Below are 23,794 nucleotides of genomic sequence, written 5' to 3'. Positions count from 1 at the left end.
GCTCTGCATCCTCTAACATTATAGAACACCACGGATAAACCTACAAGCCAAATTCTCCCCTCTTAATACAAACCGGAAACCCCCGGATACAGACGCTCTGATCAATCGGTTCACCGTGGCGCGGCTTCAGAGCGTATATCCTCAGTCCGGCTTGTGAGCGCCGCACTCCACTCCGCTGATCCGGTAATTCACCTGCTCTGGTCTTGCTGAGAATTCTTCTTTCTATTGATCTGATATCGTTATCCGGCGCTCCCGGCATTCTTTCTGTCAGTTCTTCTCTGTCGTTATTTCGCCATTTTCTTCTGCTTCCGCCGCAACACGTTTCCGTTTCATGTCCGCCTTATTGTGATACATGGCATCATCGGCCCGTTTAAAAACATTGGAAAAGACAAGATCGGTTACGCTGTTATATACAGCGATTCCCCTTGCAATCGATAAGTGCTTATCCTGCTGGTCACTTCGATTGTACTCCTCAATTGCATCGTGGAAGCTTTCCAGCAAATGCGTACAATTAGCATAATCAGCGCCTTCCAGGATTACTACAAATTCATCCCCGCCAATCCGGTAAACCGGGCTGTGCGGGAAGCTCTTACAGATCAGCCTGCAGGCATCCACAATGAACATATCTCCAAAATCATGACCGTAATGATCATTGATTTTTTTCAGGTTGTTGATATCCAGTACTATAACCGCAAATTCCGGCCGCCCATTCCGCATCTGTTCCTCCAGGCGCCGTTCCGCCTCCTGGTAGGCAGTCTTATTCTTTACGCCCGTCAGCGCATCCCGGTAGGCCAGGCTGTTTATGTAATTAATGTATTTTTGCAGGTGATTGACGGTCTGCTGGAAACTGTCCGCCAGAGTGCCAACCTCATCTTTGGTCTGCTGAGTCAGGGAAATGCTTAAATCCCCTTTGGCGATCTGCTTCGCCGCCTCATTCAGTTCCTTAAGCGGCCGTATCATGCGCCTGGTAATCAGCACCGTCACCAATACGGAAAGCGGGGCGATCACCAACAGCGCTGTCACAATCTGCATCAGCAGCATATTTTTATTTTTGTCAATTTCCGACAGCGGAGCCGTCACGGCCAGCCGCATTCCGTTGCGCAGCGTGCGAAATGCCAGCTTTCTCTCCACATTTTCATTGACGTAAGAAAACAGGCTGCTCCCGCTCGTACCATTTTCCAGTTCCGCTACCAACGGTATCAGACTCTTGTCCACACTCCCCATCGGAACCCCGAAAGGATAAACATTATGGTACATGACATTTCCCTTATCATCGGTTAAAAATGCATTGCCGCTCTCATAAATCCGAAGGCTGTTAATCATGTCTTTGATGACGCTGAAATCAATGTCCATCCCTACCACGCCAACGGTTTCATTGTTTTTATAAATGGGAATGACATAGGAAATCATCTGTATGTTGATGTTTTCATTCGTATAGGGGCTCAGCCAGATGGCCCTGCCGTTTTTAACCGGGATATAGTACCAGCCTACGTGCTCGACGTCGGTAGGGCTGTATCTGGAGAAATCGGTGGGAACCAGCTTCTGGAAGGTTCCGTTTAAATTGGTTTTACTCCAGAACACCCCTGAGGTCGGCGGAGTAAAATCAGGATTATAGCGGACGTATACCGCCACCGCGCCTTCTGTGTTGTTTGCCGCATTGACGGCGACAGACTCTATCTGCTCCGTAAATGCCTTTCGTGTGCCGTCACTTTTTAAAAGTTCCACACTCTCTAAGTTTTCATCCGTATAGACAGCCAGGGTTTTGACCGACTGTTCAATCCGGGAGAGCATGGCGTCCACTTCGCACGCCAGCTGGCTGCACCGGTAGTTCATCATTTGGGCGGAATCCTCATCTACCACCCGTTCTGCACTGATGATGCCGGCTCCGCCTATCACGGCAGAACAGACAAATACACAGCTTAAAATTAATATGATAAATTTTGTCTGTATTGATTTCATATTCGACCTCTCCCTGATCTGGTATCCATTTATCCCCGGTCTGCCCCCAGAACCTTTTCTTTTAATTTGACAAGTTCGCCCACCGTATATTCAGCCCAGCTGTATTTAGACATGTATTCTCCCATAAAAGCATCAAGCCGAGATGTATCCCCATCCAGCACCGCATAATAGTCACAGTCCACAAGTGCCCTGTTGATAGCAATGTCCTGTCTGCTTTTAATGACAAGCTCCTCTAAATTTGCTTCCCGCAGTGTCTTAATCAGGTCCGAAACAACTTTCTGGGTATTGGCCTGTACCGACGGATCGTACGTGCGGGCTTCCCACAAAATGACTGCCAGATCCGCATACGTGACCCGCGCACCGCGGCGGTCAATCAGATAGGCCAGGCATTCCTTACACTTTGTCCTGGTAAATTTAAGCGGCACAGAATCCACAAATACCTCGAAAAATCCAAACGTCTGCACCCGGATGTGATGCCGCGGGATCACGTGACGCAGATGTTCAAGCTCTGCCTGCAGATCCTCTGACCGCACAGGTTTTAAGAGATATCCGCTGACATGAAGCTGAAACGCGTCAAGCGTGTATTCCGAATGTCCCGTCACAAAAATAATGTTTACGCATGGCGCAAGAGCAATACACCTTTTAGCCAGCTCTATTCCGCTGTACTCCCCCATTTCGATATCCAGAAAAGCGATATCAACCCGGTTTCTTTCCATATATTCAAATACGTCCTCTGCCTCGGTAAATCCGGTAATTTCAGCCTCCGGCTCCAGTCTGCGCAGAAGCGGCAGCATATACTCCACGGATAACCTCTCATCGTCCGCTACAATAATATTCACTTATTTCTCCCTTTCTGCGGCAAACGAATCGTTACGGTAGTGCCGCTGCCCTTTTTACTGTTAATCGAGAGCGTTCCGCCGCACTGCAGCATGAGCCGCTGGCGTACATTTTCAATTCCAACATGAGTCTTTCCGTCATTCCTAATCTCATTGGGGTCAAAGCCTGCGCCGTCATCCATGACCGAAATCATGACCTCCTCCCCTGTTAACTGACTTTTTATTGTAAGCGTGCCGCCGCCTTTCTTTTTCGTGATTCCCCAGCGCACTGCATTTTCTGCAATCGGCTGGACTGTCATAGCCGGCAGAAAAAAGTCTGTATATTCCAAATCCAGGACAACCGTAAGTTTTTCTTCAAACCTCATTTTTTCCAGATACAGATAATCGTTCACATGGCACATCTCTTCGTCGAATGGGATCAGCTGTTTCCGGGTGAGTGAATTTAAGTTTCTGCGCATATAAAAAGCCAGATGCTCCAGAGCTTCCGATGCTTTTTTCGGATTGCTGTCGCAAAGCTGTTTAATGCCAAGCAGAACGTTATAAAGGAAATGCGGCTGCACCTGGCTTAAGATAATCGCCGTTCTCGACTGTTCCAGTTCCATTTCCTTCCATCTCTGTTTCTGGGCCTGATTGGCCTGCAGGGTTTCATAAACAAAGATGATGGAAATCGTGGTGGCAAGATACAGCCACGCGATGCCGTAAATGAAAATCTGAACCGTCATGGCAAGGAGCGGCAGGATAATATAGGAGAGCAGAACCCACACCTCATTCTTTCCAAGTCCCTGCCTGTAAACGAAAAGCAGTCCGATATCCACTGCTATTCCCACAAGCCCCCAAAGCTGCGACAGCCAGAACCAGTCTCCGCGGCTATAGACATTACAGCCCACAAATCCATAATACATATGATTCCATTGAGACAATACCGTGGAGGCAATTCCGATCATACAGATCCCCCACACAAACCTGGCGGCACGGCGGGAAACCTGTATTCTTTTTGAGAGGTAACCGGTCAGATATTCCGTAAACAGCGCCATCAAAAGATACCCAAGTATGTAAACTAAAAAATTGGCAATACGCACTCCCCAGTAGCACAGAAGCGATCCATGACCTTTAAAAAGCCACGCCGACGCATCGCTGATCAGCAGCAGCGCATTGCATAAAAGAATTCCGATAAACACCCGTCCCGTTTTGTCCTTACCATTTCCCCCCATATAGAGACTGGGTATAAACACCAAAGAGAGAATTGCCCCCCAAATTTCAAGAGAAATATTTACATAACCAATCGTACTCGTAAACACCGCCCCTTTTTATCAAATGTGAATTTTATATTATCATACACCTATACCCTGACACGAAGCTGACAAATCAGGGGGACAGATGCATTTTTTAATTTTCCGTCACGTCGTATTTCTAAACGCAGCATCCGCTTACCGGTCCATGTGTACGCCGCAGGAACCTTTTAACTCCCTGCACGGGAATCTTTTTCTTCAGCAAAAATGCCGCAGAACAGCCAAAACTGGCTGTCCTGCGGCACTTTTAACCGCCGGCTGACTGAACCGGCGAACCTTATGCTGCTATTTATAAGTCGAACATATAACGGCTTCCAATATAATACTGGCGCCCGATGCATAATGATTTTCCTTCCTGATCAATGAAATAACTGTTTAAAAACATCAGAGGTTCCCCCAGAGGGATTCCAAGCTTCTGCGCCTGCTCCACAGATGCCCGCGTGATCTCCAGTGTCCTTCTCGTTGTTTCCACCGGCTTCCTTCCTGAAATCCTCTCAATCACCTCAAACAGTGACACATCGTTTAAATTCTCCTCCATCAGACCTTTAAACTTCTGATACGGAAAAAACTGGTTTTCCAGAAAAATAGGGAGTCCGTCCGCCGTTCAGTAACAGTTCCTGGATTCTCCTACCTGACCGACTCCTAAAACCGGTAGATTCCGGTTTTATCCCCCAGAACATCAAGAGCAATCCTGCATGCTCCGTACGCTGCATCCCTGCCGGCCACAGTCACCGTCACGTTGGGATATTTCGCCAGAAACTGTTCCTTAAAGAGTTCAAAATGATACAGATTTTTCACAATAGCGCTGCCCCAGGCGCCGACTGTAAATTCCGGCTCCTGCCAGATTTCCAGCTTCTGCACCACCGAATCCGCCAGTTCAAAGGTCAGCTCTGCCTCCAGGCGGGTGATTTCCACAGCATTCTCATCGCCCTCCCGCAGCGCCTTCATGACGACCGGCCCCAGCTTCAGGAAGCCGGCGTTCTCCCGTTCGATTCTCTGGCAGATACGGATCAGATCCTTTGCTCCCCCGATTCCCAATTCCTGGTTCAGCAGATCGTAAAGCAGGGTTCTCTCTTTTCTTCCGTCCAGAACATGGCTCATATACTCCAGGGCCTTTAAGTTCAGCCACGCGCCGGAGCCCTCGTCCCCGAAGATGCAGGGAGGCCAGCCCCCGCTGCGCCCGGTCCTGCCGCTGCTGTTCCGTCCGAACGCGATGGAGCCGGTTCCTGAGATCACAACGACGCCGGTCCCTCCGGTCACGGCATAGAGAGCCACCTCGGCATCATTCACACACAGGGCGGGGCAGGAAAATCCCGGAAGCAGCCGGTAGATCTCCTCCACCTCCTGGCGGTCCTCTTCGCTGTCGATGCCGGTAGTGCCGCAGACGATCGCCCGGCAGTCCGCTTTGGTCAGTCCCGCCTGCCCGATGCACATCTCTAAATTGTCCTGTATGGTGCGTACCGCCTCATTTCTGGAAAAACGGTACAGCCCGGCCGGATGCCCTTCATACTCCGCCAGCTCCCTTCCATCCATTCCCACCGCTTTTACGAGAAATTTTGTTCCCCCAGAGTCAATTCCTAATACGTAATCCATATTGTCACCCTATTTACCATTCCTGAATTTTGTTGGACAGAGCGCTGTATACTCGTCGTACAGGGGCGAACCGTCCGCGATGCCTAAGTATCCCTGGACCACAGCGGCAAGGTACTGGGGAATCACTACAATCTCAAAGACTTCCGTGTACATGGCTCCCGTCTTTCTGATCCTTAACGTATTCCCGTCCGTCTCCCCTTCCTCATCGGTAATCAGGAAGGTGTATTGGGAGTACTTACTCTGGCACTCCGCCAGCTGCCTGAACCGTTCCCGCTCCTCCGGCTTTCCTGAAAGGAAGAGAAATGCCCCCGTACAGGCGTCCACCGCAAGGATGGGACCGTGTAAATATTCTTCAAACTCGTAGCTGAAAGCCGGATATTTGATGGTTTCCAGAACCTTTAAGCTGCCTTCCTTTAATGCCGCGGCTCCCGTCCCATGGCCGATAAAGATATACTTTTCAATCGACTGAAGCTTCTCCTTATGATCAGCCGTCCATCCGGCAATGGCTTCCATATTGTACCGCATATGGGCGATCCCTGTTTCGAGAACCGTGCGTACGTAAGCGTACTTCTCCTCTCCGATGGCTCTGACGGCCCTCGCGGCCTCCATGGCCATTAAGTAAAGGATCATAACCGATGCCGTATAGCCCACGGTCTTCGGTCCCACCGGCTCTTCCCCGCATCCGATGACCATATGGCAGGAACTTCGGGACGCAATCTCACACGTCTCCTCCCCCGTAACCGTGATAAACGGATACGCTGCCGTCTCCTCCATTGCCTTTAAGGTGTTGGTAGAGGAACCTCCCTGAGACAGAAACACAAACATCGGCCGGTCTCCACGGATATCATGTACGTAGGATGACGGCATGGAAATCACATCGATATCCAGCATCTCTTTCATAAAGGAGACCGCCGTTTCCTCCGCATTTAAGGAAGTGCCGCTTCCCACCAGGTATAAATGGGTCGGTCTGACTTCCTGATACAGCTTTACAAAATTCTCCGTAAGCGGCAGGCTGTTCTTTAAACACGCCTCCAGAACCTCCGGCTGTGTCTTCCAGTATTCTACAATATGCGCATTGCTCTCCATAATGGGTTTCTCCTTTATTAAATAAGATTGTAACGATTCAGTCGTGCCTCCCTCATCGTCACAAGCATGCACACAAGTCAGAAAAAGCCTGACTTGGCGCTGCAGTCCTCGGGTTTTCTGTGACTTCCGCTTCGCTTCACTCACAAAAAACGCCTCGCGGGATACATTCGACCTAATAGTTATATGAAATTCAGATCTTTCGCTTTTCTTAACGCCAGTATTTTGTTGTTCACATCCAGCTTCTGGTAGATGTTTTTCACGTGGTACCGCACCGTGGCGATGGAAATATAGATCTCGCCGGCAATCTCCTCATGGGTATAGCCCTCATCCAAAAGCTTTAAAATCTCCAGCTCCCGGTCCGTCAAAGATACCTCACAGGCGTGAAAAAGCTTTAACTGGCTGCTGTACCGTCTGCACGCCTCTAAAACCTCCCGGATATAGGGACTCTCCTCCCGTTTTAGCAGCGCCTCCAGCATCAGCCTGACATGGCCCGTGTTCTCTGCAAAGGGCATGATGAGATGGTCTTTCTCTGCCAGTGCAAGCGCTTCTTTTAAGATCTCCTCGCCTCTCGGACGGCTCTCCAGATAGCTCTTGGCCACAGACTCATAAATCAGGAAGTAAATCCGGACCAGATGGTACTGGAACGGCTTTAAGAAGGTGGCAAAGGACTCACAGAGCGAATCCAGTTCAATGTATTTTTTTCCTAACAGGAGGCATTTTCCATAAACCACATAGAAAAAACCGGTCCCCTGAAAAAAAAACTTTCCCTTTCCGATCTCCCCTTTTCTGATCCATTCGGGAATGCTGTCCAGCCGTCCCAGGCATCCGTTTAGATAGGCGCCGCATAAATCAAAGGTAGTGTTTAAAACCGGATTATTGGCCGCAATCACCTCGTCCTTCAATGTGCTGTTCGACAGAATGCGGTCCCTGCTACTCCCCTGAATCAGATTCAGGCGGTCCAGCACCAGTTTGGAAGAAATCATGATGCTCAGCTGCTCCGCCGCCTTCGCCTTAAAATACGCCTTATAGGCGTGAAGCTCCGCCTGCTCCCAGGCGCCCGTCTCCAGCGCCGCCTCGGACGCTGCCAGGGAATCACATCCGATTCCGCATCCGTCGGTGGCTTCCGCAAAGCTCATCCCCTCCGCTGCAAAGGCGTCCCGCACCTCCGCCATACTTCCCGGCTCCTTCACGAATCCCATCAGCATACAGGGAAGCCCATAGGTAAATTCCGTCTCCCTGGTCACGATGCAGGAACAGCCTCCGCCGAAGAATTCCGCGCTCTTTCCTGCATATTCCGCCATAACCGCAATATCGTTAAAGGAAATCCGGCTCCGCACCATGGAAATTTCGCCCAGGATCAGTTCCCGCATCTCTCCCTCATACTCCGAACCGCGGCAGTATTCCTCCAGGCGGTCGAGGCAGAGCTTAACCCGTGGAATGTAATTGCGTTCCCCGTCCATGGCACAGGCCAGTAAGTATTTTAAATAGGCGAACGGGTACCGGTAACACAGATCCTTTCCGGCCTTTTCAAACACCTGACGGATATTCCCGCTGCCCCAGATCCCCTTGTCATTCTGGGTATCCTTATTTAAAATGGACAGAATCTCTTCCAGCTCTCCCGCCCGGTACAGGCATTCGAAGGCTTTGGAGTACTGGCCGTCTGCCAGCAGCCACCGGCCGCTCTTTCTGTAAACCTCCGTAAAATCCACCCGGTCAATCAGGGCCCGCTCATAGACGTAGTCCTTCAGTATATTTCTCAGCCGGTACGTGTGACCGGATTCGTGAAAGACAAAAAATACACTCCTGCTGATAAGCGTTTCAAAGGCGTCGTAAAGCTCCGAATCGTCCAGCACCGCGGCCGCCATGCGCTTCGTAAAGGATGACAGGACCGACAGCCGCCACAGGACCTCCTTTTCCGCCTGACTTAAGCCATGGTAGAAATTCTGTTCGATGATGTCGTCGGCAGTCGCGCTCTTACCCACGGGAAGTCCCTGCTTAATCCCCTTTGCAGTGATATAGAGCATGGATTCCCAGCCGTCGGTAATCTGAAAGACCCGCTCCCGCTCTTCCTCACTCATCCTGCATTCCATCAAATCCAGGTACCGGAATACCTCTTCCCGGTTAAATTTTAAGGATTTCTCCGTGATGGTAAAACACAGCTGTTTCTGATATAAATCCGCCGCGTCCAGTTTTGCCAGTTCCCTGGTGATGAGCACGATATGAAGGCCGGTAAGCCGTTCCCGCACGATCGCCTTCATCAGCTCAAACACACTATTTTCCTCAATCGTATGAAAATCGTCAAATACGAGAATCAGATGGTTTTTATAGTCATAGTCCATGAGAACATCTAAGAGCGCGTCGGTCTTAAAACAGTCGTAGGGAAAACCGATGGCCGAAAAACGCGCCGCCAGCTCCTCGTTCACTCCGTTTAACGCGTCACACAGCCGCGCCCACAAGTAGTCCGCTTCCCCCTCTGAGCCCGCCAGGGAGACCCAGACCCAGTCCGCCTCTGTCGTCTTTAAATATTCCCGCACCGCCACAGTCTTTCCATATCCCATGGGGGCGTGAACGATAGAAAGAGGATACCGCTCGATATTCTCCATTTTCACTAAAATTCGTTTGCGTTCAATATATTTGGAAGCCATATCATTTCACCCGTTTCAGTTTCCAGCCCATGGCATTTAAATACCAGCAGGCATGAGGAAGCCACTGCTCCGCCCATCTCCAGTTGTCATCACATTCCTCTGTGGGAGCCATCATGAATTCCAGCCCCTTATCATCCGCTTCCCGCGACGTGATTCCGTTGCAGATTCCCCCCGGACTGTTCATAAAATCATACTGGTTCCGGAAGAAATACTGGATATTATTTCTTCCGAAGCCGTCGATCATGCAGCTGTCGAAGGGATTGCATCCCATGATCCAGTCCAGCTGGTGCCCGGCAAACTTACGAAGGTCCCCGGCCATCTCCGCCGCTTCCTTCTGACAGGAAAAACGGAGTGCCGCCGCGGCCAGAGACGCGATCCTCGCATTCTCTCCCTGCCACCAGGGCGCCGCCTTCGTGTCATGGGGAAAGAAGTACCGGTTCCTTTCCTCCTCACCCGTTTTCTGCGTAAATGCTGCGTAGCCAAACGGTTTTCTGCTGATGGAAAGGACATGTACAAACGCCTGAGCCACCAGTTCCATCGCCCGTGTCCGCCGCGTTTCATCCGGTTCCAGGCTTCCGTATTTCATCATTGTAATCAGAGGGAATCCCTCGTCAGAAGGATGAAAATACAGTTCTCCCTGCCTGGACAGAAACCAGATTCCGTCTTCCATGGCAATCGCACTGCGCTCCAGTTCTCCGAAAAACCTCCTGCATGCCTCTAAGTAATCCTGTGATTTTGTGGCCTCATACAGTTCTTCTGCCGCCGCCAGGGCACAGTACCAGTCCAGAAAATTCCACGTTCCGTCGCTGGAATACTGTTCATTGTGTTCTGTCATATACTGAAAGGCCTCTTCGGCCGCCGCCAGATACCGGCCGCAGGAATACTCTCCCGATGCCCCGCGATACCGTGAAGCCTGCGCCAGAACGGCCACAGCCAGACCGGAACCGCTTCGCATACACGTCTCGTAATGCTTCTCCTCAATGGTCTCCGCCAGATAGCTCCTGTCCTCTTCATGTCCGCTGAACCGGAAATATTCATAGTCGATTGTGCGGTGCTGTTCCTCGGAAAATGCCTCTCCCCGGTCCACCGAACGGATGAATCCGCCGCCTTCACGGTGAAGTCTCATCGCATAATCAGCCCCCCAGTACGCCTCGTCGAGAAGCTCCTTTTTCAGAATCCGGCAGTCCTGCAGCTCCTCCCGTTCCATCCGTCCCACAAGATCGAAACAGACGTAGGAAGGCAGAAGGGACTGCATGGGGTTGAAAACGGCGGTGTGAGACAGCTGGGTCAGATGAATTCCAAAATCACCAGAAGCGTCATACCAGCCTCCATGTAAATCCAGCGTTCCCTCTTTTGCTCCCTTAAACTGCACATTCCGGTCGGCCTTCAGCCATTCTCCCGAAGACCGCTCCCCCTTTAAATAAGCCCTGGACGCGTTCACCATGCGCAGGTTCAGAAAATATCCGGTGATCGGAATGATCTCTGACCGGAATGCCTTCCCGTCGGCATTTCCGGCAATCCGGTACGTGCCTTCCCGCCTGACATCGGAAAAGTCCAGAACATAATAGCAGCCCTCCGACCAGTCCGGAATCCGTTCCGGGCCGCTTACGGATACGTCATACCTCTCTCCGTCATCCGCTTCCAGCCAGGCTGTTAACTCTGCCGCCTCTTTCTCCAGCTCCAGTACAGCTGTTTTGTCGTCCGTCTTGTCGAATCCAATGTGATTGGCAAATACTCTCATCCAAACTCTCCTTTATGTACTTCCGCAGATTCTACCGCAGATTTTCCCGAAGTTTCCCTAAGGATTTAACCCTTGACAGCTCCCGCTGTCAGCCCCTTGATGACCATTTCCTGGGACATCATATAGAGGATGAGGACCGGGACCACCGTAATGAAAATGGCCGCCATCATGGCACCGTAATCTGTGCCGTGCATGTTGCTGACCATGGTCAGTATCACGCAGACAGGCTTCAGCTTCTGATCGGATATGTAGACCAGAGACGTAATCAGGTCATTGTAGGACCAGATAAATACCATGATTCCCACTGTAGCGAACATGGGTTTCGACAGCGGCACCGTAATGTGCCTTAAGACCTGAAACGGCCCTGCTCCGTCGATGATGGCCGCCTCATCCAGTTCATTGGGAAGGGAGCGCATATAGGACGACAGAAGCATAATGGCGAAGCAGAGGTTGCCCGCCACCTGGGGCACGATAACTGCGAAATACGTCTCCCGGATGGGAAGGTGGCTTACCGTGACGAAGTTGGGGATCATGGTCGCAAATGCCGGTACGAGAAGACAGGCTACCATGCCGGCATCCACAACTTTACCAATGCCTGAATCGAAACGTCCCAGACCGAACGCCGCCAGGCCTCCGAGACAGACGACTCCCGCCACCACGCCTCCGGATATCAGGAAGCTGTTGAAGAAGGAGCGGAACATGTTCACATCCGGATAGGAGAAAATGGAACGGTAATTCGAGAAATCCAGATTTTTCGGAAGGGCTACTCCATTTAACAGAATCTCCTCCGAAGGCTTGAATGAATTTTCAAATACCCACAGAATGGGAATCACGGTAATCAGAAGCCAGAAAATGAGAACCGCGTATAACAGAATACTGCTGATTTTTACTTTTTTCTTTCCCATGCCGTCTCTCCTTACTCTTCACCATCGGCCTTCAGAAGTTTTCGAAGTCCGATGGTCAGCAATACGCCGATCAATATCATCACCACCGCAATGGCGCTGGCGTAGCCGCCGTTGTATTTTTCAAAAGCGGTCTGGTACATGTAGGTGCTTAGCAGCTGGCTGGAGTTCATGGGGCCGCCCTTCGTGATCACGTAGATGGTATCAAACACGCGGAAACAGCCGGAAACGACGAGCACCACGGTGGATACCAGCACATCCTTTAACATCGGGATGGTGATATAGAAAATCTTCTTGATTGGTGTAATGCCATCCAGCATGGCTGATTCATAAATGTCCTCCGGGATCTTGGCGATGCCGGTCAGGAAAATCACGAAATAAAAACCGATATACTGCCACAGAACGGGAATCAGGGCCAGATAGATCGCCGTCCGGGGCGTGATCCAGACCTGCTTGTCATATCCCAGAAGTGTGACAAAGTAGTTGAGAAGACCGTATTCGTATTTGTAGATCAGGGTAAACATCAGACCGATCGCCGTACCGGAAATGACGATAGGAAAGAAATAAACCGTCCGAAACAGTTTAAATCCATGGTGGGCGCTGTCCACCATAATCGCCAGCAGAAGTGCAAACCCCACCTGGAAAATCAGCACACCTGCGATCAGAATCGCCGTATTCTTAAATGCCACAGGCATGACCATATCCGAAAAGATCCGCTTGTAATTGTCGAGACCGATCCATTCACTGGTAAGTGCAAAATTATACCAGGAAGAAAAGCTGTATATAACCGTCTTTATGAGTGGATAGATCAAAAACGCCAGAATCAGAATCATGGCCGGGGTGATGCAGATCCAGACATATTTTTTACCTTTCAGTGCCACGTTGTTTCCTCCTTGTTATGAACACTTAGCGGGCATCCTTTGGCCGCTTACGTGCGATGGAGGCTGTGCCCGCTAAAGCACAGCCCCCGGCTTTCATCACTGTCTGAGCCTTCCGTCTTACTGACCGGATTCATTCAGTTCCTTTGCCTGTTTCAGTACCTCTGCACTCGTCATCTGGCCTTCGCAGACATACTGGATTCCGTTGTTTAAAGTCTCATATGCCTCGTGGTTGACCTGTGAATCGAGAGCCGCATCCTGATACTGCGCCTTCTCCAGCATGGTTACCGCGCTCTTTAAGAGTTCGCTGGAATTCTCCGGTGCGTCACAGACGATGGCCGGGCTTCCGCCATAAGCGATAAATCTTGCCATAGTCTCCGGAGAAGTCATGTATTTTAAGAATTTTAAGGTTTCTCCGCTTCTCTCACTGGCTGCTTTTGTCATGTGCCATCCAGAGGAAAATCCCGCGATCGCACAGTTTTCGCCGCCTGTTCCTCCCGGAAGCGTTGGCATGGAGATGATTCTCATATCCGGATTGCTCTGGAGACTCTCGGTACACCAGGAACCATTGATCATCATGGCCGCTTTTCCTTCAGAAAACAGCAGTCTCACGTCATCCTCTGAGATCGTGAAGGTGTCTTTGGGCAGTCCGCCCTTCTGATAAAGCTCTGCGATGCAGTCAATGGCGATGCCCCAGCTCTCGTCAAAATAATTTCTGTGATTTTCCTTGCCCGCAGCTCCCATAATGAAATTTTCCGTGGTGATATACGGCATACCCAGGGACATGGACAGCGTCACGATATCGTTCTGGGAGAATACTTCGTTTGCCTTCATGATATTTTCCCATGTGGTTGGCTCTTCCAGACCGTACTGCTCAAACAGCGCCTTATTGTAGAACATTCCCTCGTAATATCCGATGAACGGAAGCGCATACTGCCTGCCCTGATACTGGACATTTTCCAGCGGAGACTCCTTGAAGTTTCCCGCCCATTCCGGATCTGCCTTCAAAATATCTTCAAACGTCACGAACAGTCCCGTGTCCTCGAAGGTCTTCGTATAAGCTTCGCCCGTATAGTAGAGAACCAGGTCCGCCGGATTGCCTGCTGCCAGATCGGCCTGAACCTTCGTCTTGAATAAATCGTTGCTTCCAGAAGTCGGCTGGGACTCATCGACGATGGTAATGCCCGGATGGTCCTTCATGTAATCGGCACAAACCTCTTTCCAGACCGGTGCGTAGGCATCTGAGCCTGCAAAATATGTTACGACACGGATATCTTCTTTTACAGTTCCTTCTGCAGCATCTCCCCCGGCTGCTTCCGTCTTTGCGGAATCCTCTGTACCGCTGCCGGCTTCCGTCTTTGCCGCTTCTGTCTGTCCCGCTTCCGTCTTACTGTCCGCCCCACAGCCTCCAAGCAGCGCTCCGGTTACTGCCAGAGCCATCATCAGTGCCACAGCTTTTCCTGTTTTTTTCATGATTCCTTTTCCTCCATTTTCATGCGCAGATGCGCAGTTTTTGCTATTTATATTGAATTACTATTTATGTTGAATTGCTGTTTAGATTGATTTATTGTCTGCCTTATTTATTTGGAATTTTACCGGCTCTCCCCCACTGCGCTCTCCGCGGCGATTCTTCCGTATACCAGAGCCAGCGAATGGCTCAGGCCAGGCACGGTCAGCGGATAATCCACAGCTACCCGGTTTCCCTGCACATTTCCCGCAGCGTATAGACCGGGAATGACCGCTCCTTCTGTGTCGTAGCAGTGGGCGTCCTCATCACTCTGGATTCCTCCCATAGCTGCGATCATGACTGCCGGTGTAAATTTTGCCGCATAAAACGGCCCCTGTTTTACCGCAAACAGCCGGTCCTTTCTCTTGCCGTAGTCCGTGTCCTCCCCCTGCTCACAGAGACGGTTGTACTGTTCCACCGACGCAAGCGCCGTATCCGCAGGAAGACCCGTTTTCACAATCAGCTCCTCCAGCGTCTCCGCTTCCAGAAGTATGCCATCCTCCACCGCTTTCCTGACATACTTCGGTGCGATGTAGTTGTCGATAAAGCAAAGCTTATCATAAACCGCCCCGCTCTCCAGTTCCTCATCTTCCATGACGAAGCACACAGAGCCATGGTTCGGATACTCCTTCGGTATATAGCTTCTCCAGTTCCCGTCCACGATCTGCCACGCGGTCTTATCCGGCAGGTTCTCAATCTGGCTTCCCAGCTGTTGTCCCGGCGCGTCCTCATTGACGAACCGTTTTCCACGGGTATTGAGAAGCAGGAAATCCGCTACGCCGAACACGCTTCCCATATGATGGGCGCAAGGCGCGTGGGGACTGTCCTGAAGCTTCGCTCCTGCCCAGAGTGCCATCTTATGGCCGTCACCCGTGTTGGAGGGCTGCCGGTCCAGGTCATAGCTGGTCCACTGTTTCGGTGTTTCCAGCATTCCCGGAAGAAACCGTTTCAGCATCTCTTCGTCATTCATATAATCACCTGTAGCCAGAATAACTCCCTTAGAGGCGTAAGCCTTTATGAGACTACCCTCTCTGGTTTCGGCAATTACACCTTCCACCCGGCCCTCTGAATTCTTCAAAAGCTTTTTTACCCGCGTATTAAAGAAGGAGGTCACATTTCCCGTCTTCTCCGCCAGCTCAAAATTACCGCGGCACAGGGCGATATGTGACGGGCGTATCCAGGCAGTCACCTGATAGCATTTGAAATTTTCTTCGGTGTTGTCAAAGCCCTCCGGCAGAGGCAGACGCCTCGGCTGAATATAGCATTTTGCGCCCTTGGGCGGAACCTGATCGGTACGGTCCAGAATCGCAATATCTTCCAGTCCCTCCAGATACCAGTCAAACGCTTTACCGGCTTCCTCCGACCATCGTTTTAAAATATTCTGGCTGGCCTTGTAGGCCATATCGTGCATCAGGTTATTGACAATCTCTGTCTTATTTAAATGATCCCGTCCCCATCGCTTCGCTACCCTGCTGTCCATGACAGCGAAATCTCCGGATCTGGCCTGAACGCACCTGCATTTTTCAAAAAGCAGAACCTTCATCCCCATCTCCGCCGCCCGCCTGACGGCTGCGACTCCGGCCAAACCTCCGCCTACCACGATTATGTCGGCAGACACGGTCTCAGTTATGGACTCTTCCCTGATCTGCGGCTCTTCTCCCAGCCACGCTTCCCCTTTATACTGATTCAAGGCTGCTCACTCCGTTTCTTTTTTCTTATTATATAATGCACAATTTATATCCACAACTATCACAACTGATAGTATATTTTCACAAGAAAATAGAGGGGTATTTTACATCCCCTCTTCATAAAAGGTCTCCCTTCCGCTTAGTACCGGAAAACAGGAGGCTTGCTATTTTCAGCGGCTTAAAGGTCACATCTGTCAATGTAGTCAAGCAGCGCCTTACATCCTTCACAGATATCCCGGTAGGCAGAATCAAAATCTCCGGTATACCACGGGTCGTCGATATCCCTCGGATTTGGCCCGAAGTCCAAAAGCCTTGAGACCTTTCTCTCCGGGTCGCTTCCCAGAATTCTCATCATGTTGGTAATGTTCCACTGCTCCATCCCGATGAGATAATCGTACTTGTCATAATCGGCCTTCGTCATCTGCACTGCCCGTTTTCCCTCTGTGGAAATACCGAACTGGCGCAGTTTGTTCCTCGTTCCGTGATGAACCGGATTGCCGATTTCCTCGCGGCTGGTGGCCGCGGAGGCAATGTAAAAACGGTCGGCCTGACGGCGTTTTTCTACCATGTCCTTCATGATGAACTCGGCCATGGGGGAGCGGCAGATGTTGCCGTGGCAGACGAAAAGGATCTTTATATTATTCTGATGTTGATGAGTCATAAATCGTTTCTCCATTCGATTTTTGTCAGATAAAGTCTACTATAAATTTGTCCAATAAACAAGAGTTGGTTTCCATTTGTATCCTTTACAGGCAGTTAATCCTTTCGTATAATGTGTATAGGCAGTTCCTACTGCTGGGTTACTTCCATCTCCGAAAGGGGGTGGTATAACATGAGTACATATGAGACACTTTCTTTAATGATTGCGTTTGGAGTACTTGTTGTTATGATTATAGGTACAAAAAAATAGTCACCCGCCTACCAGAGCAATAGTGACTATTTTTATAGAAACATAATATTCTGGAAGCCACTCGCTGGAGTGAACTGCCTTTTTTGTACCTTTATTATAAACCAATTTTGATTTATCTGTCAATCACGATTTTTCAGTGCTTTTCTTGCATTTTTCATTTACATATTCATTCAATCCTATTGGAATGTCCCGGAACATATTGCCATGACAAACGAAAAGGATCTTTATATTATTCTGATGCTGATGACTCGTAAATTATTTCTCCAATTGATTTTTAAATCATTCAGATGCTTCGCCGATAATAAGGCTCCGGCAAATTGCCTTCTTTTAAGGATGAATATCTCAAAATACTCCAAGTGCTTTTTAGCAGCATTGTGTTCATTTGTATAAGTCCTATAACCGGTTCTGCATCGTTGCAGACGACACTTTTAATAACTGAATCCGGGACCATGATTTCCGGAACCAGCCTTTTCATTGCGTGGTGCCACAAATAATAGCGGTCTTGTAAAAATTTGCACGCTGCCATGTAAAGTATGTCGGAATGGCACAGAATACCAGATCCACCTCTGCACTCAGACAGTTCTTTCGCGGTTGCGGCGATCCAGACAGCGGCAAGCTCTTCTTCGTTTTGAGCCTCTGTAAGCATTTCGGCCGTTTGGATCGTTCCTTTATTTGCTGGCTTGGTAAAATAGATAAAACTGATTGGATTTTTTTCTATCAGTTCTTTCCGCTTTGCCACTTCATCATGCCGAAGCCAATCGTATCCGTAGAAATAACCTTCTTGCTTATATTCTACAAATATTGTTTCAGCAGATACAGAGCTGGAAAGCATCTGGGGAAAGTAACAGCAGCCAGTCTTCCATAACTTATAAACGTCCTTCCACTCCATCGTCTCAAACATATATACCCTCCCATTCTCAGCCAATTTATCCATTGATTCCTTTTACACCAGTCAACAGATTCAATCTGTGTAAAACTGCTGATCCCCCCAGTGTGAAAAATGATATGTATCATCCGAATCAAGATAAACATCAGAATACAAAAAGCTAATAATGTCCATATCATCGAACAGATCAAATACCCACTCTTCGAAATCGCCGTCATCTTCTTCAAGCCCACTGATCCCGCCGCTAAGTTCAACCAGAACAGAGGCTTCTTCATAGCAAAGATAGAGGAGCAGTTCTTCCATCACACTATGAGCAGTCATGGCCAAACCATTGTTTGCACGCAGCCTCATTTTGCGCAGAGTACATTTCATCTGATATAAAAACAGGTAATCATACTGCATCAGGAACTGGTCCGGAAGGCTTTCACACAGCCAGGACACATCCAATTGCCCGATGTGAGATCCGGCGGGCATACAAGCGAGCGCTGTCATGTCCTCCTCGATCTGGTCCAGCAGTATATCACTGCCTGTGGCAAAGGATATGGCGGCTCCGGCGCCATATTCGTTTTCCAGAAACCGAGACCACGCCTCATGGTTTCTATATTCTTGAACGGAGATACGACTGTCTTCCTCCCCGTCCTGATCCGGCAGCCCCTTCCAGTTCAATGCTTTACAGATCCCTTTGCATTTATCTCTGCGAATGGATTCGCCTGCCTCATACCGGCTCCACGTTTTTGTCCCCACCCCTGCCCGTGAAGCAGCCTCCTCAATCGTTAGCCCCAGTTCGTTGCGTCTAAATTTAATCTTACCTGCAAGAGCCTCGTTCCCCTGTACTATTTTCTGAGCCATAATTTACCTCCTGTTATTCTGACATGTCATTATACTGTCATTATGTCACATATTATCAGGTTAGTCAAGCTTCCTGAACCATTTTACATAGATTTTCTTGTCTGAGTCCGCCACAAAATTCAAATTTCCCTCATCCAGATGTTTGCTGCAGAGTTCTCGCAGCAGTTTTTAACTTTGATGAGAACAAAGAATAGCACTCTGCTTTATGAGGTGAAATTCCTGATTCAGTGGGAAAATAATCCGTATACACACTCTCCTATCAATCGTGATTTCCTGTAGCTTCACCCACCGCCACATTACCTGCATTCCGTGTAACTATTGTATATCATTTTTCGTCTATACTTAGGAGTGAAGACGTTTTTCACAACAACCGCATCTGGGCTAAATCCTCATCTACAACTCGTTTTGTGCTGATGATACCCCCATTCGTTTTCAGTAAACGTTTATTATCCTGATGCCTGGTCTTATATTGCACTCCGACCAGTTGTGGGAGCCTCAGTCATCCGGGATTTAACTTTCCAGCCCATCACTATGATCTATGCTTCATTTCTTCCGTGTTTCATCCTGAACTTTTGAAGGAATACGTGCCAAATAGTATCAGACGTTTGGGGAAAACAGCCCCTCTTTAACAGCAGGCTTTATGCACGCTGTTAAAAAGCTAAGCGTGCCTTTTCCTCTTTATCCACGGTACTAAACATAAAATTTTTAAAAAAGTTGTTGAAAAACATTTTTAATGCATTTACCCTATAGATATGAGGAGGTAATCCCATCATCTGAGGAGGCAGAACTAGGCTGAAACGACACCAGCTAATGGGTATCTAATAACAGGTACCTGATCATGGCTGCCCGATAATGGCGCCTAATGACAAAGGAGAATAACAATATGAATCAGGAAACGATCGCTGCATTGGAAGAGATCATTCATAGTCGTTACAGTAATACTGCCGGCATGATTGTTTTAAAGAATGGAGAAACACAGTACGAAGGCTATTTTAACGGATGCACGGCTGACAGCTGCATCAACATTTTTTCGGTAACAAAAAGTATTATTTCTATCCTGATCGGCATCGCCGTCGACAGAGGAGAGATCCAGAGCGTCAACCAGAAGGTGCTGGACTTTTTCCCGGATTTCCCGGTTGAAAATTACAACGAAGGGGAAACAACGGTACGGAATATAACGCTTCGGGATCTGATGACAATGACTGCCCCGTTCAAGCATCAGGAAGAGCCGTATCTGGAATATTTTACAAGGGATGACTGGGTAAGCACCGCGCTGGAATTACTGGGAGGAACGGAAAAAGCGGGAACATTCCGCTATACGCCCTTTATTGGTCCGGACATCCTGTCAGGCATTCTGGTAAAGGCAACCGGACAATCCGTGCTCGATTTTGCAGCGGAACACCTCTTCACCCCGCTCGGTATTACGGTGAAAGGCAGTGTGACCCTGGTAAATGAAGAAGCCCACTACGCCTTTATGAATGCCAGAGACGTAAGCGGCTGGGTGATGGACTCAAAGGGGATTCATGCGGCGGGATGGGGGCTGACGCTCACGGCCAGGGACATGGCGAAGATCGGCGAGCTTTACTTAGACGGCGGCAAATGGGACGGGAAGCAGATCGTCTCTGCCCAGTGGATTGCCGAAAGCACAAGGGAGCACAGCCGGTGGGAGGAGTTAAATCTGCCCTACGGATATCTGTGGTGGATCGCAGATGAAAATGCCTTTGCAGCCATGGGAGACAGTGGTAATACGATTTATGTCAACCGGAAGAAAAAGCTTGTCATCGCCATCGCTTCTCTTTTCAAAGAAAATACCGGGGACAGAATGGATTTCATAAAAGAATGTGTGGAACCCTTGTTTGCATAATCCGGACATGGAATTGCCGGTTAGGAGTGTGATAGTAAATGATGAACGCCATGTGGTTACTGTGTCCGATTTGCGGGAACAAGACGCGAATGAAAGTAAGAGACGACACGGAACTAAAGAATTTCCCCCTGTACTGCCCCAAATGCAGACAGGAAAGTCTGATTAATCTAAAACAGCTTCAGATAACAATCATAAAAGAGCCAGACGCAAAGACGCAGAGCCGATAATTCAGAAGTTTATAAAACTTCGGATTACCGGCTCTTTCTATTTTGCACTTCATCCGCCGGAGCAGGCCATCTGGTTATCATAAAAGCCAGCCTTTCGCCTCCTCAAAATCATCCATGCAGTTTACTGCAAACTTCAGATGGCTGCCCCGGCGTTTTACACAATGCTTCCATAAAAATATACAGCGGTTCCGTGTTTCGGCAAAGCCCCAGGGCAAGTACCGGAACACAAAACTGCTGTAGCAGTCCGTTTAATCGTGAATTCCCTTTGTCATCGGAATCAGCATCAGAAGTGCAAGTATTCCCACCAGACCAATGATGACACCCGGAATCATTTTGTCAAATACCATGCACAGACACATGCCAACGCCCAGCAGCAGCGCCCCCAGCACACCGGCCAGTACCGATCCGACGGTCTTTGCGTTCAGCCTGACAGGACTCTTTCCTTCCATTCTGCGCCATACAATCACAGTAATCAGAAGAATGATAAGGCCGGCCACACCGGCTATGATGCCTTTCCGGAACAGCCCCCACTCTTCAACCAGTGCCATACACATTCCCAGTGCAAAAAACACGATACCGACGGTGCCAAGAATCAATGCTGTAAAATTACTTTTTTTCATGATGAACCTCCATAGTTAACATTTTTATTGAATGGGTTTTCCTGTTATTTTAAATGAAATCCTGTTCCATTCCGGCAAGGCAGGGCTGTGTTTCCAACAGGCGTATAAAATGGTTGGGAAGATAAAAGCACGGCTTGCGGGACAGCCGCAGCGCGTTCGACTCTGATAAAAGTTCTGCCACAAACTGAGAACAGAAATAATGATTTTTCCAATACAATGGAATCCGAAGAACACAACAGAATACCCCCAGACGGGTATAGCGGTACTTCTCCCTGTTTTCGAGAAAATGCCGGATTCTCTCCTCGATCCGTTCATAGACGGTATCCGAAACATTCAGGCGGTAGAGGCGGCTGTACCGGACTCCCCGCCGCCTGTGTTTTTCTGTTGTTTCCACGGCAAATCCCCGGTAATTAAAGCTGTAAAACTGTGTCGGCTGGTCTCCCAGCGCAATCGAACTGTGGGTATACCCCTGTCCTCCGATGTAGTAAACCAGACTGGAAATCCAGTCGGAATATTTTGTAAGTAATATGCATATCTGCTTCATCACAAAAATTTATGCAGTGTCGTACTGCCTTTCCTGCGAACAACCGCTGCCGCTGCCACAACCGCCATAACCACGGCGCCGGCTGTTATCACCATACCAACCCCTAGTTTATTCATTTGTCCACCTCCCCTCGCTCTTCCTCATCACATCGTACCAAAAACGCATCGACAAAGGCATCTTCCACCTTTTTATACGCACCCACCACGCAATCCTCGATTTTCTTATACGCTCCTTTGACCGACTCTCCTGCTTTTCCTGTCTTCAGGCGGTATCCTGAATCGGAAACCGCATCCTCATCCAGAAATGCATTCGTAAATTTCTTCTCCATCTTCTCATAAGCACTAATTACTTTTCCCCCGGCTTTACCAGGTTTTAAACGATATTCAGCCATCTTAATCTCCTCTCACGATCCGAACGGCAATACGCCGATTCCGAAATACAGTATCTCTTAACGTAACTGCATCTTCCATGACACCCGCTGTGAGCAGTGCATTTACTATGAGATGCTGAGTTTATAAACAGAAACAATTACATCCAGAAAGAACAGCAATGATACCAACAGGCAGAGCCATTTTCTGGTCTCACACGTCAGCTTTTGAATCCATCCGGTGCAGACAGGCACGACGGCCTGTACCGCCCACAGTCCAATCAGGGAAAAGCCCACTATGCTGACGAAACAGATCCTTCCGTGCAGATTTAAAAACTGCCCGGAATAATCCCACCACCTGGCGTGGAAGAATACTTCCAGAATCCATGAGGTTCCATATTCCACCACCGTACAAACCGCCATGGCGGCAATTAAAAAATATCCCTTTCTCTCCTGTACTGCCCGGTAAAGCAAAACCAGCAGGATACCGCCTGTGCCATAGATCGGCGCCCATGGCCCATGCAGAACACCCCGGTAAAAAACTAAAAGCTCCGTCAGCGAACCACCAAATCCACTTGTGCCCCAGTATACCAGTACTTCCCACAGCCAACCGCAGACAGCCGCAATATAAAACAGCAGCATGAGAGTCAGCCTGTCACCGCTCTTACTCACAGGCCCTGTCTTTCGTCCGTGTATTATCATTCACCGCCTTTCTCAATGGGATATAGAGAGTATAGCCCCTCTGTATTTCTTTCTTGTTTGATATTTGTTTCTGTAATATTAAAAAGCGGCAGCTTCTCACGTAATCATTTCCTTTTACGCGAGAAGCTGCCGCTCATACTGTTTCAAATCAAAAGGTCACTGCCCTTTTCACAAATTTCGTAAATCTCTTCATACTTGTCTTCTATCAATGGCGATACCTTTGCCGACTTTTTCCTCAGCAGCGCCCGATATAAAAAATATGGAAGAATCCATCCCGTAAAACCGGGGACCGCCAGCAAAATACAGAGAACCACCATCGGCGGTTCTGCCGTAACAGCGAACACCGAGCCGGCCATAAACGCGGTTCCCATGATTCCGGTAACAAGGGCTCCCATGACAGCGCTCGAGCGTTTAGACTGCTCCAGCGCATCAATCTCAGCGACACAGCTGTCAAAGTTCCTCTGCAGACGGGTCAGTTCCGCCCTGTTGCAGAGTTTTCTGTCTCTCCGGAAGCGCAGAACTGCACGGCCGGCGGTCTCCGTATTCGCTTTACGGCTCATACCGTTTGGATCCTCCTCCCATCCGAAACAGGGATAACTGTCCAGATACAGCGATGCATATGAGGCCGGAACAGACTTCTCCTTGTATTCATATCCCACGTATTCCGTGCCGTCTTTCCTGATTCTTGTCATGATGTCTGT

The 23,794-nt window shown here is 49.2% G+C and carries 22 protein-coding genes and 1 pseudogene; 3 read left to right on the top strand and 20 right to left on the bottom strand.

Annotated features, from left to right (window positions below):
- Nucleotides 1–267: 267 nt before the first annotated feature.
- From NE473_RS10020 to NE473_RS09960, 13 genes and pseudogenes are all read right to left on the bottom strand, one after another.
- Nucleotides 268–1,959 carry a sensor domain-containing diguanylate cyclase gene (locus NE473_RS10020; protein ID WP_055650529.1) on the bottom strand — a complete coding sequence of 564 codons (1,692 nt, stop codon included), beginning with the start codon at nt 1,957–1,959 and terminating at the stop codon, nt 268–270.
- 29 nt (nt 1,960–1,988) lie between these two features.
- Entirely contained in the window at nt 1,989–2,798 is an 810-nt protein-coding gene (locus NE473_RS10015) for a response regulator (RefSeq protein ID WP_022029995.1), read from the bottom strand.
- On the bottom strand, nt 2,795–4,027 hold the full coding sequence (locus tag NE473_RS10010) for a sensor histidine kinase (RefSeq protein WP_242866156.1): 1,233 nt from the start codon (nt 4,025–4,027) through the stop codon (nt 2,795–2,797). The genes NE473_RS10015 and NE473_RS10010 overlap by 4 nt, the downstream gene beginning before the upstream one ends.
- A gap of 346 nt (nt 4,028–4,373) precedes the next feature.
- Nucleotides 4,374–4,676: pseudogene (locus tag NE473_RS10005) on the bottom strand (UTRA domain-containing protein); the annotation flags it as partial.
- A gap of 50 nt (nt 4,677–4,726) precedes the next feature.
- Nucleotides 4,727–5,677, bottom strand: a complete 951-nt coding sequence (locus tag NE473_RS10000) for a BadF/BadG/BcrA/BcrD ATPase family protein (protein ID WP_055650526.1) — start codon at nt 5,675–5,677, stop codon at nt 4,727–4,729.
- A 9-nt stretch (nt 5,678–5,686) separates the two neighbouring features.
- Nucleotides 5,687–6,763, bottom strand: coding sequence for an SIS domain-containing protein (locus NE473_RS09995; RefSeq protein WP_055650525.1), 1,077 nt, complete (start codon nt 6,761–6,763; stop codon nt 5,687–5,689).
- A gap of 179 nt (nt 6,764–6,942) precedes the next feature.
- The gene (locus NE473_RS09990) at nt 6,943–9,408 is read right to left on the bottom strand and encodes a helix-turn-helix transcriptional regulator (protein ID WP_055650524.1); all 2,466 of its coding nucleotides are present in this window, start codon (nt 9,406–9,408) and stop codon (nt 6,943–6,945) included.
- Nucleotide 9,409: 1 nt separating this feature from the next.
- On the bottom strand, nt 9,410–11,149 hold the full coding sequence (locus tag NE473_RS09985; protein ID WP_055650523.1) for a glycoside hydrolase family 9 protein: 1,740 nt from the start codon (nt 11,147–11,149) through the stop codon (nt 9,410–9,412).
- A 65-nt stretch (nt 11,150–11,214) separates the two neighbouring features.
- Complete coding sequence (locus NE473_RS09980; RefSeq protein WP_055650522.1) at nt 11,215–12,054, bottom strand: carbohydrate ABC transporter permease; 840 nt, start codon at nt 12,052–12,054, stop codon at nt 11,215–11,217.
- Nucleotides 12,055–12,065: 11 nt separating this feature from the next.
- Nucleotides 12,066–12,932: a carbohydrate ABC transporter permease gene (locus tag NE473_RS09975; RefSeq protein WP_006772252.1), complete on the bottom strand. Its 867-nt coding sequence runs from the start codon at nt 12,930–12,932 to the stop codon at nt 12,066–12,068.
- 117 nt (nt 12,933–13,049) lie between these two features.
- On the bottom strand, nt 13,050–14,402 hold the full coding sequence (locus tag NE473_RS09970; protein ID WP_055650521.1) for an ABC transporter substrate-binding protein: 1,353 nt from the start codon (nt 14,400–14,402) through the stop codon (nt 13,050–13,052).
- Nucleotides 14,403–14,521: 119 nt separating this feature from the next.
- On the bottom strand, nt 14,522–16,126 hold the full coding sequence (locus NE473_RS09965) for an FAD-dependent oxidoreductase (protein ID WP_055650520.1): 1,605 nt from the start codon (nt 16,124–16,126) through the stop codon (nt 14,522–14,524).
- 176 nt (nt 16,127–16,302) lie between these two features.
- A complete protein-coding gene (locus NE473_RS09960) occupies nt 16,303–16,785 on the bottom strand; it encodes a low molecular weight protein-tyrosine-phosphatase (protein ID WP_055650519.1) in 483 nt (160 codons plus the stop codon).
- Nucleotides 16,786–16,896: 111 nt separating this feature from the next.
- On the opposite strand from NE473_RS09960, the gene NE473_RS32835 reads away from it, so the two are divergent.
- The gene (locus NE473_RS32835) at nt 16,897–17,034 is read left to right on the top strand and encodes a putative holin-like toxin (RefSeq protein ID WP_006772248.1); all 138 of its coding nucleotides are present in this window, start codon (nt 16,897–16,899) and stop codon (nt 17,032–17,034) included.
- A gap of 283 nt (nt 17,035–17,317) precedes the next feature.
- Here NE473_RS32835 and NE473_RS09955 read toward each other — a convergent pair whose 3' ends face one another.
- Nucleotides 17,318–17,935 carry a hypothetical protein gene (locus NE473_RS09955; RefSeq protein ID WP_055650518.1) on the bottom strand — a complete coding sequence of 206 codons (618 nt, stop codon included), beginning with the start codon at nt 17,933–17,935 and terminating at the stop codon, nt 17,318–17,320.
- 60 nt (nt 17,936–17,995) lie between these two features.
- The gene (locus NE473_RS09950) at nt 17,996–18,769 is read right to left on the bottom strand and encodes a helix-turn-helix domain-containing protein (RefSeq protein ID WP_055650517.1); all 774 of its coding nucleotides are present in this window, start codon (nt 18,767–18,769) and stop codon (nt 17,996–17,998) included.
- A gap of 883 nt (nt 18,770–19,652) precedes the next feature.
- On the opposite strand from NE473_RS09950, the gene NE473_RS09945 reads away from it, so the two are divergent.
- Entirely contained in the window at nt 19,653–20,633 is a 981-nt protein-coding gene (locus tag NE473_RS09945; RefSeq protein WP_055650516.1) for a serine hydrolase domain-containing protein, read from the top strand.
- 38 nt (nt 20,634–20,671) lie between these two features.
- The gene (locus NE473_RS09940; protein WP_055650515.1) at nt 20,672–20,860 is read left to right on the top strand and encodes a cysteine-rich KTR domain-containing protein; all 189 of its coding nucleotides are present in this window, start codon (nt 20,672–20,674) and stop codon (nt 20,858–20,860) included.
- A gap of 248 nt (nt 20,861–21,108) precedes the next feature.
- Here NE473_RS09940 and NE473_RS09935 read toward each other — a convergent pair whose 3' ends face one another.
- The 5 genes from NE473_RS09935 to NE473_RS09915 form a co-directional block, all read right to left on the bottom strand.
- Nucleotides 21,109–21,480 carry a hypothetical protein gene (locus NE473_RS09935; RefSeq protein ID WP_055650514.1) on the bottom strand — a complete coding sequence of 124 codons (372 nt, stop codon included), beginning with the start codon at nt 21,478–21,480 and terminating at the stop codon, nt 21,109–21,111.
- A gap of 49 nt (nt 21,481–21,529) precedes the next feature.
- Nucleotides 21,530–22,024, bottom strand: a complete 495-nt coding sequence (locus NE473_RS09930; RefSeq protein WP_039891087.1) for a hypothetical protein — start codon at nt 22,022–22,024, stop codon at nt 21,530–21,532.
- A gap of 112 nt (nt 22,025–22,136) precedes the next feature.
- Nucleotides 22,137–22,415, bottom strand: coding sequence for a hypothetical protein (locus tag NE473_RS09925; RefSeq protein WP_055650513.1), 279 nt, complete (start codon nt 22,413–22,415; stop codon nt 22,137–22,139).
- A 105-nt stretch (nt 22,416–22,520) separates the two neighbouring features.
- Entirely contained in the window at nt 22,521–23,093 is a 573-nt protein-coding gene (locus NE473_RS09920; protein ID WP_055650512.1) for a putative ABC transporter permease, read from the bottom strand.
- Nucleotides 23,094–23,236: 143 nt separating this feature from the next.
- Complete coding sequence (locus NE473_RS09915; protein ID WP_055650511.1) at nt 23,237–23,785, bottom strand: hypothetical protein; 549 nt, start codon at nt 23,783–23,785, stop codon at nt 23,237–23,239.
- Nucleotides 23,786–23,794: the final 9 nt, after the last annotated feature.

Source organism: Hungatella sp. SL.1.14 (genome assembly GCF_024460495.1).
Lineage (GTDB): Bacteria > Bacillota > Clostridia > Lachnospirales > Lachnospiraceae > Hungatella > Hungatella hathewayi.
This window is presented reverse-complemented; position numbering and strand designations above follow the sequence as displayed.